Source organism: Paenibacillus sp. F4 (genome assembly GCF_002894905.1).
GTDB classification, from domain to species: Bacteria; Bacillota; Bacilli; order Paenibacillales; family Paenibacillaceae; genus Paenibacillus; species Paenibacillus polymyxa_B.
In genome coordinates, this window is record NZ_POVS01000032.1 from 76,793 (window position 1) to 91,065 (window position 14,273).

At 49.4% G+C, this 14,273-nt stretch carries 13 protein-coding genes; 4 read left to right on the forward strand and 9 right to left on the reverse strand.

The genetic code is table 11. The features are described 5' to 3' along the window. Positions 1–34 precede the first annotated feature (34 nt). Both xylB and xylA read right to left on the reverse strand, forming a co-directional pair. A complete protein-coding gene (gene xylB / locus C1T21_RS26415; RefSeq protein ID WP_103050336.1) occupies positions 35–1,558 on the reverse strand; it encodes a xylulokinase in 1,524 nt (507 codons plus the stop codon). 57 nt (positions 1,559–1,615) lie between these two features. Beyond that, entirely contained in the window at positions 1,616–2,932 is a 1,317-nt protein-coding gene (xylA, locus tag C1T21_RS26420; RefSeq protein ID WP_103050337.1) for a xylose isomerase, read from the reverse strand. Between the two features lie 135 nt (positions 2,933–3,067). Here xylA and C1T21_RS26425 point away from each other — a divergent pair, with 135 nt between their 5' ends. Beyond that, the gene (locus C1T21_RS26425; protein WP_103050338.1) at positions 3,068–4,240 is read left to right on the forward strand and encodes an ROK family transcriptional regulator; all 1,173 of its coding nucleotides are present in this window, start codon (positions 3,068–3,070) and stop codon (positions 4,238–4,240) included. A gap of 100 nt (positions 4,241–4,340) precedes the next feature. Here C1T21_RS26425 and C1T21_RS26430 read toward each other — a convergent pair whose 3' ends face one another. Together C1T21_RS26430 and trxB are read right to left on the reverse strand one after the other, a co-directional pair. Further along, positions 4,341–4,571 (reverse strand): glutaredoxin family protein, encoded by a 231-nt coding sequence (locus C1T21_RS26430; protein WP_007432162.1) that lies wholly within the window; start codon positions 4,569–4,571, stop codon positions 4,341–4,343. A 58-nt stretch (positions 4,572–4,629) separates the two neighbouring features. Further along, complete coding sequence (gene trxB, locus C1T21_RS26435) at positions 4,630–5,571, reverse strand: thioredoxin-disulfide reductase (protein ID WP_023990316.1); 942 nt, start codon at positions 5,569–5,571, stop codon at positions 4,630–4,632. Positions 5,572–5,852: 281 nt separating this feature from the next. Here trxB and C1T21_RS26440 point away from each other — a divergent pair, with 281 nt between their 5' ends. Beyond that, positions 5,853–6,584: a ZIP family metal transporter gene (locus C1T21_RS26440; RefSeq protein WP_103050339.1), complete on the forward strand. Its 732-nt coding sequence runs from the start codon at positions 5,853–5,855 to the stop codon at positions 6,582–6,584. An 81-nt stretch (positions 6,585–6,665) separates the two neighbouring features. Here the strand turns inward: C1T21_RS26440 and C1T21_RS26445 are convergent, their stop codons facing one another. Continuing rightward, on the reverse strand, positions 6,666–7,127 hold the full coding sequence (locus C1T21_RS26445; RefSeq protein WP_103050340.1) for a hypothetical protein: 462 nt from the start codon (positions 7,125–7,127) through the stop codon (positions 6,666–6,668). A gap of 10 nt (positions 7,128–7,137) precedes the next feature. Further along, entirely contained in the window at positions 7,138–7,692 is a 555-nt protein-coding gene (locus tag C1T21_RS26450) for an NAD(P)H-dependent oxidoreductase (protein ID WP_103050341.1), read from the reverse strand. 133 nt (positions 7,693–7,825) lie between these two features. Here C1T21_RS26450 and C1T21_RS26455 point away from each other — a divergent pair, with 133 nt between their 5' ends. Together C1T21_RS26455 and C1T21_RS26460 are read left to right on the forward strand one after the other, a co-directional pair. Continuing rightward, the gene (locus C1T21_RS26455) at positions 7,826–8,461 is read left to right on the forward strand and encodes an HlyD family secretion protein (RefSeq protein WP_103050342.1); all 636 of its coding nucleotides are present in this window, start codon (positions 7,826–7,828) and stop codon (positions 8,459–8,461) included. 9 nt (positions 8,462–8,470) lie between these two features. Further along, positions 8,471–9,994 (forward strand): DHA2 family efflux MFS transporter permease subunit, encoded by a 1,524-nt coding sequence (locus tag C1T21_RS26460; protein WP_103050343.1) that lies wholly within the window; start codon positions 8,471–8,473, stop codon positions 9,992–9,994. Positions 9,995–10,082: 88 nt separating this feature from the next. Here the strand turns inward: C1T21_RS26460 and C1T21_RS26465 are convergent, their stop codons facing one another. The 3 genes from C1T21_RS26465 to C1T21_RS26475 form a co-directional block, all read right to left on the reverse strand. Next, complete coding sequence (locus C1T21_RS26465) at positions 10,083–12,065, reverse strand: heavy metal translocating P-type ATPase (RefSeq protein ID WP_308411677.1); 1,983 nt, start codon at positions 12,063–12,065, stop codon at positions 10,083–10,085. 74 nt (positions 12,066–12,139) lie between these two features. Beyond that, positions 12,140–12,337, reverse strand: a complete 198-nt coding sequence (locus C1T21_RS26470) for a hypothetical protein (protein ID WP_103050345.1) — start codon at positions 12,335–12,337, stop codon at positions 12,140–12,142. A gap of 157 nt (positions 12,338–12,494) precedes the next feature. Continuing rightward, positions 12,495–13,946: an aldolase/citrate lyase/malate synthase family protein gene (locus tag C1T21_RS26475; protein WP_103050346.1), complete on the reverse strand. Its 1,452-nt coding sequence runs from the start codon at positions 13,944–13,946 to the stop codon at positions 12,495–12,497. Between the last annotated feature and the right edge of the window lie 327 nt (positions 13,947–14,273).

Sequence of the window (14,273 nt, forward strand, 5' to 3'; positions counted from 1 at the left end):
ATTTGATTTATTCCTGCCCCAAGCAGTACCCTACTCAGCGATATACCGCCAAATGCTCACTTAGCTCTCGCGTGTGCAAGTAAACTTCACGGTACAGCTCGTATAGGCCTTCATACTGTGCCACACGTTCCGGGTTCGGGGAATATCTCGCTGCTTCGCGCAGAAAAGCTTCAGCGCACGCTTGCAGAGATTCAAACCAGCCGCTACCATAAGCAGCCAGCATGGCCGCCCCCAGGGCAGGTCCCTGCTCACTCTCCAGCTTGATGATATCCGCGTTAAAAATATCTGCCTGCATTTGCAGCCATGCCTCATTACGCGCACCGCCGCCGATGGAAATCACTTCATTCACCGTTTTGCCCGTTCCTCTGAGAATATCAATGGATTCCTTGAGCGAGAACGTAATTCCCTCCAGCACCGCCCGTGTAAAATGCGCCAGCTTATGCCCCGCATCCATCCCGATAAAGCTGCCTCGAATGGTGGCATCCGGATGAGGGGTACGTTCGCCGACAATATAAGGCGTAAACAGCAGCCCGCGGCTACCCGGTTCAACCGAGTCTACACCTTCCAACAGCGCATCAAAGGAATGCTCCGGTGCAAAGGTATCCTTAAACCAGGTCAAGCTGTATCCGGCCGCGAGCGTAACCCCCATAATATAATATGCATCCTGCTCACTATGATTAAAAAAATGCGCCCGCCCTTGCACATCAATATCCTTGCGTTCCTCATAGGAAAGTACAACCCCTGAGGTGCCGATGCTGCACAGGGTGCGGCCTTCGCTCAAAATGCCAGCGCCAATCGCGCCACATGCGTTGTCCGCACCACCTGCAAAGACCTTCGTTTCAGGCGAAAGCCCGCTCTGCTCCGCAATCTCCGGCAGTAGCGTACCCGTCTGATCAAAGGATTCCACCAGCGGCGGGAACAGCGATAACGGTAGATCAAACGCGGCAGCGATCTCTTCGCTCCACTGCTTGTTCGCAATATCCAGCAGCAGCGTGCCCGCCGCATCCGAATACTCCGTCGCCAGCTCTCCTGTCAGACAGTAGCGCACATAATCCTTGGGCAGCATAAAATGTGCCGCACGGGCCAGCACGTCTGGCTCATGCTCCTGCACCCACAGCAGCTTGGGCAGCGTGAAGCCTTCCAGCGCGCGATTACGTGCGATTTTCAGCAGCTTCGATCCGAGCTTTTCTTCAATACAACGGCATTGTGCTGTTGTACGCGTGTCATTCCACAGAATAGCCGGACGAAGCACTTGGCCTTCCTTGTCAGTCAGCACAAGCCCGTGCATCTGTCCCGAAAAGCTAATACCGTCTACGGCATCTGTGCCGCCGATTCCAGCCTTCTCCACAAGCTGTTTCAGTGATGCTAACGTGCCACTGACCCAGTCCTCAGGATGCTGCTCGCTATAGCCTGCCTTTGGCTGATGAAGCGGATAAGACTGAGAGGTTTCATAAGCCACCTGTCCCTTGCGGTTAACCAATACCGTTTTGACCGCGCTGGTACCCAGATCTACGCCGATGACATAGCGCTCCTGCTCCTGATTTAGCTTCTCCTGCATTGGAGTTCCTCCTTCCCTCTTATCGTGCAGCCCTTATTTCATATATAAGTTCTGACATTAGTCAGCCAAAATGTATTGATTTAATTTTGCTTTCAGATATTCTTGGCGACCGGATACGTTTTTACGTGGTGTTTCGTTCGCCAGAGCATATTCAGCCAGAGAAGCAAGCGTTGCTTTTCCGGATACGATGTCTGCTCCAATACCTTCTTTAAAGCTGCTGTAGCGCTTCTCAATAAAGTCTTCAAACACACGATCCTCGATCAGTTTAGCGGCTACCTTCAGTCCTTTCGCATACGTATCCATACCTGCGATGTGCGCAAGGAACAAGTCTTCCGGCTCAAATGATGCTCTGCGCACCTTGGCATCAAAGTTGATACCGCCACGGCCCAAGCCTTCATTTTGTAGCACTTCATACATGGTTAGTGTGGCATCATACAGATCAACCGGGAATTCGTCCGTATCCCAGCCCAGCAGCAAATCTCCCTGATTTGCATCCAGTGATCCCAGCATGCCGTTAATCCGTGCTACACGTACTTCATGATCAAAAGTATGACCCGCCAAAGTTGCATGATTAGCTTCCAGATTAAGCTTGAAATGCTGATCCAGGTCATATTTTTGCAGGAAGGCAATCGTCGTCGCCGCATCAAAATCATACTGATGCTTCGTTGGCTCCTTCGGTTTTGGCTCAATCAGGAACTGAGCGTCAAAGCCAATTTCACGCGCATAGTCTACGGCCATATGGAACATACGTCCCAAATTGTCCTGCTCCAGCTTCAAATCCGTGTTCAGCAGTGTTTCATAGCCTTCACGGCCTCCCCAGAAAACATAGTTATCTGCGCCCAGACGTTTGCCAACTTCCAATCCTTTTTTAATCTGAGCAGCTGCGTGGGCGTATACATCTGCATTGCAAGTCGAGGCAGCTCCATGCAAATACCGTGGATGGCTAAACATGTTCGCCGTGTTCCACAGCAGTTTTTTCCCCGTAGCTTTCATATGTTCCTCAATCAGGTCCACGATGGTATCCAGATTGCTGTAAAATTCCTTCAATGACGCACCTTCTGGTGCAATATCCACATCGTGGAAAGCAAAATAAGGTAAATTCAGCTTATCCAGTAGCTCAAAGGCAGCCTCCACACGGGCCTTCGCCAAATCCAGCCCGGTAAACTTGGACCATGGACGTTCCGCTGTTTCTACACCAAAAGGATCGGAGCCGCCTGCAACCAGTGTATGCCAATAGGCCATGCTAAAACGCAAATGCTCTTCCATCGTTTTTCCCGCTACAATTTCCTGTGGATTATAAAATTTGAACGCAAAAGGATTAGTGGATTGCTTGCCCTCAAAGTTAATTTTAGATACTTGTTCGAAATAAGCCATTATAAGTTCCTCCTTTATAGTAACCGTTTACAAAAAAGATTCTAGCACAGCTAAAAGACTTTGTCTATTGCTTAAACTAAGTTAGTTTTTATGATATAATATCGGGAATTACATCAACAGGAAGTGAAATAAACCATGAATGTCACTGGCGATCAGGCGCTTGTCAAAAAGCTGAATAAATCCATTGTGCTGGAGCGTATTCGCCTTCATGCTCCGCTATCCCGGGCACAATTATCCAGTCAAACTGGATTAAACAAGGCCACCGTTTCCAATCTGGTAGCAGAGCTCATCACCGATGGACTTGTGTATGAGACGGGATTAGGGGAATCCAGCGGCGGGCGTAAGCCTTTAATGCTGCTGTTTAACAGCCGTGCAGGCTTTGTACTCGGTATCGAGGTCAGCGTACAGTACATCAAGGGTGCTCTGACTGATCTGGCAGGTACCATTGAAACTGAGCTTGCCCTTTCCCTAACTCAGCATGATCCCGCCTTTGTTATGGAACAGATTCGAAAGCTCGTTCAGGAGCTCATGCAGGCCACTCCTCCCTCCCCTCACGGTATTGTCGGCATTGGGCTGGGGGTGCCGGGTATGGTGGATGAAACCGGAACCGTTTTGTTCGCACCCAATCTGGGCTGGGAAGAGGTTCCGCTGCGGCAGCAGCTTGAGGCCGAGCTAGATCTGCCCGTCGTAGTGGATAATGAGGCCAACGTCGGCGCGCAGGGCGAGCTGTACTATGGTATGGACGGCGATCACCGACAGCAGGTGCGGGATCTGGTCTACATCAGTGCAGGGTCCGGGATCGGGGCCGGGATTATCATTGACGGCAAACCGTATCAAGGAGCTTGGGGGTACGCCGGAGAGACGGGTCATATGACCATTGATTGGAACGGACGGCTCTGCTCCTGCGGTAGTCGCGGCTGCTGGGAGCTCTATGCTTCAGAGAAGGCGTATGTAGCATCCACATTGAAACTACCTGCACATAATACAGCGGAATTACTGCCGTTTGCTCAGCAAGGTGAAGCAAGTACATTAAGCGTCCTTGATGATATTGGGCGATATTTGGGTGTGGGTATTACCAACATTGTGAACAGCCTCAACCCCGGAATGCTTATCATCGGCGGTCCACTGGCGGAAGCCAGACCTTGGTTGGAGCAAAGTATGCGTGATGTGATTGACGAACGTGCCCTGCCCTATCACCGTCGGCAACTACAGATTCGTTTCTCCACGCTTGGCAGTCGTTCGACGATGCTAGGTGCCGCCTATGCGGCAACCGCTCCTTTTCTCGGGCGAGTACGCGTGTCTTTATAAAAGGCAAAAAAATAAGACCCTCACCACAGTCGTAACTGCAGTAGGGGTCTTATTTAAACCATATGACGATCATAGGACCGTCATATGCTGTTAGGTTGGATTAAGCGTTCAACACTTTTTCAAACTTGGTTTTGTTCATACCGGAAATACGTTCTTCCCCGATCAAAGTCAATGGAACGGCACGAATGCCCATATCCCAAACCTCTTGTGCAAAAGCTTCATTGGTTTCAATGTTGCGTTCTTCGTACTCTACGCCTTTTTCACTCAAATAGCTTTTTACTTGACGGCAATGCGGGCAGTTTGTAGATGTGTATACTATTGCTTTTTCCATGAATATCACCTCATCATTTATTTTGTTACAACATATTTATTCATATTTCCAAGGATCATTACAGGGCCAGTGCGCTGTGCTCCAGGCTTTCGATGTACTTCTCGCTGTCCATAGCAGCCATGCAGCCACTACCTGCTGCGGTAATCGCTTGTCTGTAGCGAGTATCCTGTACGTCACCACAAGCGAATACGCCAGGCACGTTTGTTTCGGAAGTACCCGGATTTACGACGATATAACCGTTCGCATCCGTTGTAATTTGCCCCTCGAGGAAGCCTGTATTCGGATGATGACCAATCGCCACGAATACGCCGCTAACTGTAATGATCTCCTCTTCGCCTGTTGCATTATTCAGTACTTTCAAGCCAGTGACTCCGTTCTCGTCAGCGATCACTTCTACAGGAGTACGATTAAGTGCCCATTCAATTTTGTTGTTCGCACGAGCACGATCCTGCATAATTTTGGAGGCGCGCATTTCTTCACGACGATGCACCAACGTTACTTTAGAGGCAAAACGAGTCAGGAAATTGGCTTCTTCCAATGCAGAGTCTCCGCCGCCGATAACAACAATTTCTTTGCCACGGAAAAAGAAGCCGTCGCATGTTGCGCAAGTGCTTACGCCACGTCCGATATTATCCTGTTCCCCGGGAATACCCAGGTACTTGGCAGTCGCTCCTGTGGAAATAATCAGCGTATCGGTAACCAGTTCACCCAAACCCTCTACATCCAAAGTAAATGGACGAGCCGTTGTGTCTACTTTGTTTACCCAGCCTGTGCGGAATTCAGCGCCAAAACGCTCCGCTTGCTTACGCATATTATCCATCAAATCGGGTCCCATGATTCCTTCAGGAAAGCCTGGGAAATTTTCGACTTCCGTAGTCGTAGTTAATTGTCCGCCTGGCTGTGGTCCTTCGATCACCAGTGGGCTCATGTTAGCGCGTGCCAGATAAATTGCAGCGGTCAAACCGGCAGGGCCGGTACCTATAATAATGGACTTGTACATATCTTGGTTCCTCCTAAAATATCATAAGTATTATATAACGAGTTTTCGGCACCGGGCGCTGGGCTACTGCATATACTCTAAAAGTAATTCCACCAGAAGCTTATCCCAAAATGTGGACACCCGGATATTGCAAAAACGAATCACTTGTTTTGTAGCTTCTTATGACTTAGACTGATTCTAAATCCTAATTTCATTATGCGGAAATAGCTGTAAACAGTCAAATGAAGTTTTCATGAAGCGAAGCTTAAAGATAAATCAGGTATGGAGGGATTATCCCGATTATGAATGACGTTTTTGTAGGTAGCTTTATTTCTGCCCTGTCCACTGGACTCGGCGCTGTGCCCATACTGTTTATGCGCAATATCACGCATCGGCTTCGCGATGTTCTGTTGGCTTATGCCGCAGGAATTATGACCTCTGCATCCGTGTATAACCTCATTCCCGAAGCAATCCAGCATTCCAATTGGTTCGTGCTGACTGCGGGAATCCTGCTCGGCTGCCTCGTATTACTGGTGATGGAAATGTACATTCCCCATGCGGATTTGGAGGACCCAGACTCCAAGACCTTTCAACTGGAGTCCAAATCTTTTCTCATTATCGCAGCTATTACATTGCACAATTTGCCAGAAGGACTCTCTGTTGGGGTCAGCTATGCAAGTGAAACTCAAAATCTCGGCAATCTCATCGCCTTCTCTATCGGCCTGCAAAATGCCCCGGAAGGCTTTATCGTAGCGTTGTTCCTTGTGAATCAAAATATCGGCCGTTTCAAGGCCTTGGGCATTGCTACCCTCACCGGAGCCGTGGAAATCATAACGAGTCTGATCGGCTTTTATTTGAGCAGCTGGGTGAACGGACTGGTACCTTACGGCCTTGCTTTTGCCGCCGGAGCTATGATGTTTATCGTCTACAAGGAACTGATTCCCGAGAGTCACGGGGATGGCAACCAGCGGATCGCCACATTCTCTTTTATTCTCGGCTTAATTACGATGATTGGGCTAACCGAATGGCTATAGCCGAGAAACACAAAAAGGCTGCCTTCTGCCTGTAATCCAGACAGATAAGCAGCCTTTTTAGCATGTTCACATGGAGATACCTCATTTTTTTTGGTTCATGGAGCGCAGTGCTTCACGGTACTGCTCGTCCTCACTTTTGTGAGTCTCCTTCTTTCCATTGGATAATTGGGAACGTCCATCCTTTTCTTCTTCCTTCCTGGCAAAACCACGTAAAGCCGCACGATAATCCTGATCTCCGTAAGCATCTTTGATGTTCTCGCGATCCTTTTCCACCTTCTTATCCGTCTGGATATCAGGCACCTTGTGTTGTTCCTCCGCATGATGTTCTTCGACGTCGATATCCTTATGCGGCATCTCTCGCGTAGGATCTATCCTTTCACGCGCCTCGGGTTCCACCTGTACAGGATAAGGACGTTTGCTTCTTTGCCGTGACTCCTCTTCCGTGGGGCGAGTTTTGGGAGAGGATTTGCGCGTCATCTTCGTATTAAATACCAGCAAAAAAATAAAGGCAACCGCAGCTACTACGATAAAAGCAATGGTCATCGGCGGCCTCCTATTCTCTTTCAGCGCTACGGTACCGTCCCGCTATCTCAGCGACCCGTTTGCCCAAAGAACGACCTAGTGCAAGATCATCACCCGTTGGAAGATTAGGCGGACCATTGGGGTCTGTCTCCACTGGACATGTTACGCCTACGCCGTAATAGGAGCCGTATAATGCATTTTCCGTAATATTAGCGGGCAGTCCTACAATAATCATGCCTTGATGAAGCATCGGAGTAATCAAATTCAGAAGTGTGGATTCCAATCCACCATGAACGGTAGCGGTTGTGCAAAACACAGCGCCGATTTTATCCACTAGCTTGCCCTGCGCCCACAGATACCCCAGCTTATCAATCCAGCTTTTCAGAGCGCTGCTGATGGTACCAAAATGGCCCGGGCAACCCCATATAATTGCATCCACACTCACTAGCTCATTCACATCGGCCTCATTCACATGCTTTAACAACACTTCCGTATGCTCAAGGTGTGCTCCTTCTGCGATCGAGCGAGCGAGACGTTCGGTATGCCCATTTTCACTATCATATACAATCATAATCCTGGTCGTCATTATGCGCATCATCCTTTGTCAGCAAAATCATCCTTTTCGCATGCGCTCTTAACCTTGCCCAAAATCCATCTGAATATTATGAATCGTTTGACGCATACTTTGAAAATCTAAGAACTAGGGAGGCATGTTATACATGAATTCACGCGCCATATTAGTTAACCTGCTAGTTATTATCATTATTCTGGCAGGAGGTGGAGCCGCCGCCTATTACTACAATCAATCCGCCAACTACATAAAAACCGATAATGCCCAAGTGAGCGGACAAGCAGTTACCGTTGCCTCTCCAGGCGCGGGCAAGCTCACAGGCTGGAATGCCGAGGTTGGCAAAACCTACACCGCTGGAAGCACGCTTGGTAGTGTTGAGGGGGGCGGAAGCCGAATTAGCGTTACGATTCCAACCGATGGTACCATCGTGCAGCAATCTGCAGTCAACAACTCGATTGTTGGGGCAGGTACACCCTTAGCGAAGGCTTTTGATCTAAACAATTTATGGATTACCGCCAATATAGACGAAACAGCAGTACAGGATCTACAAGTAGGACAGACGGTAGATGTATATATTGATGCTTACCCGGATACGTCCCTGAGCGGTAAACTCGAAAAGATCGGCCTGGCGACCGCATCGACTTTTTCACTACTGCCCACTTCCAATACCACTGCCAACTATACCAAGGTGACGCAGGTCGTGCCTGTCAATATTTCCATTCAAGGTTACAAGGGGTTGGGTATTATCCCGGGAATGAGTGCGACCATCAGAGTTCACAAGTAGGAGGCTGTCATGGATCAAAAAATGTCCGTCGGACGTATTCTGTCCGTGCTGCTGCTAGGCGCCTTCATTTCGATTTTGAATCAAACGCTGCTTAACGTGGCCATTCCACACCTAATGAATGATTTCAATGTATCTGCAACAACCGTTCAATGGCTATCCACCGGATATATGCTAACCAACGGGATTCTGATTCCTATCACTGCTTTTCTAATTGAGTCATTCGGAACACGTGCGCTGTTCATCTCCGCGATGGGGTTATTTACTGCCGGGTCTGTCGTCTGCGCTGCCAGTACCGGCTTTGCCCCTATGTTGGTTGGACGCGTTATTCAGGCCAGCGGAGCAGGCATTATCATGCCTGTAGTCATGAACGTGTTCCTGACTGTGTTTCCTCCGGAAAAACGGGGCGCCGCCATGGGTACCATGGGGATCGCCATGATGTTTGCCCCGGCGATTGGACCGACTTTATCCGGCTGGATTGTGGAGCATTACAGCTGGCGACTGCTATTTTTACTCGTTATTCCGCTGGCAATCATTGATATTCTGTTTGCCATACGCTGGCTCAAAAATGTATCCAAGCTAACAAAACCGAACTTTGACCTGTTGGGAACCATCTTTTCCACACTGGGCTTTGGCTTCCTGCTGTATGGCTTTAGTTCAGCTGGAGACAAGGGCTGGGATAGCAATACGGTAATACTTACACTCGCTGCCGGGGTTGTGTTTATTGTATTGTTTATCGTGCGCGAGCTGAATATGGTACAGCCGATGCTGGAGTTCCGTGTGTTTAAATATGATATTTTTACCGTATCGACCTTAGTCGGGGCTACCGTCAACATGACGATGTTTGGCGGGATGCTGCTGCTACCGATCTATTTGCAAAATATACGTGGCTTTACACCGCTGCAATCCGGTCTGCTGCTGTTGCCGGGTGCACTGCTGATGGGTGTGATGTCACCGATATCAGGGGCAGTATTTGACCGTATAGGCGCCAGGCCGTTGGCGATCATTGGACTGATTATTACGGCAGTCACGACATGGGAATTCAGTCTGCTGACCGATGCCACCACCTACGGACATATTATGATCATCTATACGATTCGCAGCTTCGGAATGTCATTGCTGATGATGTCCGTCCAGACGGAAGGGCTAAACCAGCTACCTGCCCATCTCGGTAGCCACGGTACAGCCATGTCCAACACAGTACGGCAAATCGCTGGGTCTATCGGTACCGCTTGGCTCATTACTGTAATGAGCAGCCGGACCACGATTCATGTAGCGGATTATGCGAATGTCGCTACCACCGCCAATGTTACTTTAACCGAAGGGGTAGCACAGTTGGGACAAACCCTCGCGCAAACGGCGGGCATTTCAACAGAAAGTGGTTCAGCGTTGGCGCTACAACAGGTGTACCGAAGTGCCGTTACAGAATCGACGATCCATGGCATTAATGATGCCTTTATCATTGCCACAGGGATTGCACTAGCGGGGCTATTGTTTTCCTTGTTCTTGCGACGGTCTACGCCGCGCCGAAGATAGGTTGTACTGCAAAAGAAGGAGCATTCACCCCTTGGATTTTAAGAGGTTTGAATGCTCCTTCCTGTTTATAAACTTGTGATTATTAGTCCTATGACCGCAATAAACGCAGGCCATTCAAAATGACCAGTATTGTGCTGCCTTCATGCCCAATAACCCCAAATGGCAGGGCTATATCTTGTGCAAAGTTGCTGATCACAAGCAGCAAAATGACACTTACCGCGAAGACCATATTTTGTTTGACCACCCGCTGCGCCTTGCGCGCCAGTGCTATCGTCGGGGCAATCTCCTCGATTCCATCGTTCATCAGCACAACGTCTGCGACCTCCAGTGCGGCTCCGCTGCCATGCATCCCCATGCCTAGTCCTACGGTTGCTGCTGTCAATGCAGGAGCGTCGTTTACACCGTCGCCGACCATGACGACATGCCCGTACTGCTCCCGTAGCATGCGAATATGGCTGACTTTGTCCTCCGGCATTAAGCCAGCATATACGGCGTCGACTCCTGCCTGCTCCGCGATCACAGCGGCCGTTTCTGGGCGGTCTCCGGTCAGCATGACGACCCGGATACCCTGCGCTTGCAGGCGTTTCACGGACTCTTGCGCCTGCGGACGCAGCTCGTCGCGTAGTGCCAGCATTCCGGCAATTCGATCATCTGCGAGGATAATGGATACGGTTTTGCCCTCAGCTTCCAGCCGGGCCCGACTCTCCATCCACTCTGGCTCTACCAAAGAACCAGGTACATCCAGCACATCTGTGCGACCGATTTTCCACTTCACCCCGCCTATGCTGCCTTCCATCCCCCATCCAGTGAGTGCCTGCACTTGCTCAGTTGGGAGAAGCTCTCTCTGTCCCAATTCAGTTTCGGCTTTGGCTACAATCGCTCGCGCCAGCGGATGCAAAGAATAACTTTCAATTGTGGCGACAATGTGCAATAGCTCATCGGCATCATATTCTGCGGCGGTAATCCAATCTGTGACGACAGGTGACCCCATCGTTAACGTGCCTGTTTTGTCAAAAGCAACAACAGAAGTCAATGCCATGTTCTCCACATGTGCGCCACCTTTGAACAGAATCCCCCGTCGGGCACGGTTGGAAATGGCCGATAGCATCACTGGCATAATGGATGACACGAGCGCACAGGGTGAGGCCACGACGAGGAACACCATAGCCTTGTAGAACGCTGCTGCCCAAGTCCAGCCTAATGCTATGGGTGCACCGACAATGACGATCAGCGTGACAGCTACAACAATTCGGGCGTACACCGATTCGAACGTTTTAATAAACCGCTGGGAATCAGGAACTTCGGTCTGAGCCTCTTCCACCATACGAATGATTTTTGAAAATAAAGTGTCCTCCGAGGACTGGCTAACCTCTACATATAGCACGCCTTCTCCATTAATGGTGCCCGCATATACTTCGTCACCTTCCACCTTATTTACCGGAACAGATTCACCGGTAATCGATGCCTGATTCACTGCCGAAACGCCCTTGGAGATTCGGCCGTCCGCCGGAATCAGTTCGCCCGGCTTCACCAGCAGCAGGTCGCCTGGCAACAGTTGCTCAATGCCGACTGTTTCCGTCCCCTCGCGAGACAAGCGCAAAGCCGTTTCCGGCTTCAACGTCATAAGCTCAGAAATATCCTTACTACTACGCTCGGTGGTATAGCTCTCCAGCGCACCGCTGAGTGCAAAAATAAAGATCAGCATGGCTCCTTCATTCCAATAGCCAATGGCCGCAGCTCCTAGGGAGGCAGCGATCATGAGCAGATTAACATCCAGATCATGTTCTCGGATCAGTGTTTCGACCCCTTCTCTGGCTTTGGACCAGCCCCCAAGGGCATAGGACACTACATACAGAATGACCGATAGCCATTGCCACCAATGTGAGACTCCCCATGCCATCAGCATCAGCAATCCACTACCTAGAGCAGCTTGCATCTCCTTGTTTTTCAGCATGCTTTTAAGCTTAAATTGCGGCTTGCGATTCGGACCAGGTCGTCCGCTGCCACTGTTTTTTGAAAGGGTTCGGTTAGAGGGAGACAATGTATCTTGTAATCGTTGAGCAGCTTGCATCATGTCACGTTCCTTTCCATATTTTGTTCCTTGTACTAGCATTTCATTGAGAATGATATCCATTGTTAAGTGCCCTAAAATAGCACATGCTGCTTCGGGAAGCCCGAAGCAGCATGTTTGACAATGAGAATGATAATCATTTTTGCATCTATACAATTATTTTGGTTTAGTGAAACTTTTGTTTTATTATATACCTTTTCTTTTCCACTTGTAAACCAGCAATGGCCTAAATAAAAAAAGATACCCGCCCAAACACCGCAGGTATCCTCCATATTTAAAGCATCCTATTCAGGATTTGCAAAATTCGATTCCAATCGCTCCAAAGTGCAATATATAGACGAACTAGACCATTTCGATCTATATATTGTTTATTGAAAGTCGCTAATTGGATTTTTGCAAATTCCTCTATTACAAGAATTCCGCTTATCTTCAGGCTAAAGGAAACTTCCACGCATGGTTGTGTTCAGTCCCTGAAGTGTGTTGACGATCTGCGGGCTGTTGCAGTCCCAAACGCGCAGCCGCAAGGCGTGCAGCGGGAACTGCTGTGTCCGGGCAAATGACCCCCGTCAGCTCATTCTCCCAGATCGAAATCCCATCCAGAGAATAGTTAATTTCATCTATTGCTACCCATAAAGGAAGCTCAGGCTTTACACGTCGAACAGCCTCCATTATGCATTTTATCGTATCACTAGTATTCTCCTGACCATCGACACCGGATGGAATCAACTGATCCTCAGCCCTAATGCCATCGGATGAAGTTGGTATGACTTCTAAAATGATCGTATCGGCAAAACGTGCCAGATCTGCAGCTTGAGCCACCTGCTTGATCTGTCGCGCGCCCACTTCGGACATGTTATTGGGGTTGGCTGACTCCCCCGACCGTGCAGCTGGCCTGTTCCCTGTTTGGCTTACGTTAGGCACCAAAGACGGATCAACTGTCAAAAGCACGCCTACCCGATATGGAATGCACCGAAGACGTCCGCATAAGGTCTGCTCCGCAACGCCGTCAATCCAGTCTCGGGTTGCCCGGAATTCGTCCACGTCAGCCGGATTGCGCACCATAATCTCCAGCTTGGGTTCTCCCCCCTGCCGCACGCTCCGTAACGCCGCACGCAGTAATGCCTCCAGCTGCATATCTTGCAGGCTTCCAATACCCACTGCATTGTTCTGCTCAATTAGGGCTATAGTAAGTGGTGACCCGTTCAAAGACTCGAATAAGCCTTCATATTCTGTTTCCAGCAAACTGATAATTCGGCGGGACAAATGCTCACACAATCCAGGCAGGCCAGATGCCTGGTTAAAGGTTTTGTACGTGTCAGATGCACATGAACCAGGAATAAGGATGGGATCAGGCTCCCCGTCAGGGGCATGAATCGTCTGTCCAGACTCTGCTACGTCCAGATAGGCATAGCATAGTTTCCCTACACGGCCAGATGCCTGTGACAAGGGACCATGCAGAAGACTATAACCGTCATAACTGCCTATTTCTGATGCTGTCTCTGTGCTTATACGACTCAAACTTGCAGGAGCATCGGCATAAATCCGTATGGAGGTGCGCCTGTATTCATCGCTCCATTTTAGGAGTGTGCCCATTGCTTGCCCAATATCGTTGCCGTTATTCAACATCGTTTCCCCAAGTAATTCCGGATTCGCAGCCATCAAAGCCTCCGCTCGACTGATTACGCCCTGCTCAGCTAAACCAACCAGCCAGCCCAACGGATCTTCCTCCTGCGTAGCAGATACTTCATGGCTGCCTGCCTTTAGCGTCTCCATAGCCAACCTCTGTGCAGCAGCCTCCATACCCGGCTCTGGAACTTTGAGATCCCGGCTGTTTTTGCCACCCAACAGCTCTGCGAATACATGCATCAGTTTAGCCTCCATGCTATTAATCCATCCTTTCTTCCGTCAGCAAGTTGGCACACACGAATTCGAGTACCCCTCCAAACAAAGAAAACGCTTACTCATTATGGAGCAACCGAATCTTACATGGGCCTTACTTGTAAAGCCCCTACCTTAACGTATTAGGCACGCCACACATTTATACATCTGGGCACAACCGCCCTACATCCCAAAATAAATCTCTATACTGCTGGCACAAGACCACTCGAAAAAGGAACCTATAAAATAAACACCCCCGGTCTTCACTGAAGTGCACCCCTTAGAATAGACATTGGAATAAACCCCTGGTTTATCCGATGAAATCTAAGG

Bases quoted from the DNA above. Each gene is read 5' to 3' on its own strand.
- xylB (WP_103050336.1), bottom strand. From the start codon at position 1,558: ATGCAGGAGAAGCTAAATCAGGAGCAGGAGCGCTATGTCATCGGCGTA.
- xylA (WP_103050337.1), bottom strand. From the start codon at position 2,932: ATGGCTTATTTCGAACAAGTATCTAAAATTAACTTTGAGGGCAAGCAA.
- C1T21_RS26425 (WP_103050338.1), top strand. From the start codon at position 3,068: ATGAATGTCACTGGCGATCAGGCGCTTGTCAAAAAGCTGAATAAATCC.
- C1T21_RS26430 (WP_007432162.1), bottom strand. From the start codon at position 4,571: ATGGAAAAAGCAATAGTATACACATCTACAAACTGCCCGCATTGCCGT.
- trxB (WP_023990316.1), bottom strand. From the start codon at position 5,571: ATGTACAAGTCCATTATTATAGGTACCGGCCCTGCCGGTTTGACCGCT.
- C1T21_RS26440 (WP_103050339.1), top strand. From the start codon at position 5,853: ATGAATGACGTTTTTGTAGGTAGCTTTATTTCTGCCCTGTCCACTGGA.
- C1T21_RS26445 (WP_103050340.1), bottom strand. From the start codon at position 7,127: ATGACCATTGCTTTTATCGTAGTAGCTGCGGTTGCCTTTATTTTTTTG.
- C1T21_RS26450 (WP_103050341.1), bottom strand. From the start codon at position 7,692: ATGACGACCAGGATTATGATTGTATATGATAGTGAAAATGGGCATACC.
- C1T21_RS26455 (WP_103050342.1), top strand. From the start codon at position 7,826: ATGAATTCACGCGCCATATTAGTTAACCTGCTAGTTATTATCATTATT.
- C1T21_RS26460 (WP_103050343.1), top strand. From the start codon at position 8,471: ATGGATCAAAAAATGTCCGTCGGACGTATTCTGTCCGTGCTGCTGCTA.
- C1T21_RS26465 (WP_308411677.1), bottom strand. From the start codon at position 12,065: ATGCAAGCTGCTCAACGATTACAAGATACATTGTCTCCCTCTAACCGA.
- C1T21_RS26470 (WP_103050345.1), bottom strand. From the start codon at position 12,337: ATGGAGGATACCTGCGGTGTTTGGGCGGGTATCTTTTTTTATTTAGGC.
- C1T21_RS26475 (WP_103050346.1), bottom strand. From the start codon at position 13,946: ATGGAGGCTAAACTGATGCATGTATTCGCAGAGCTGTTGGGTGGCAAA.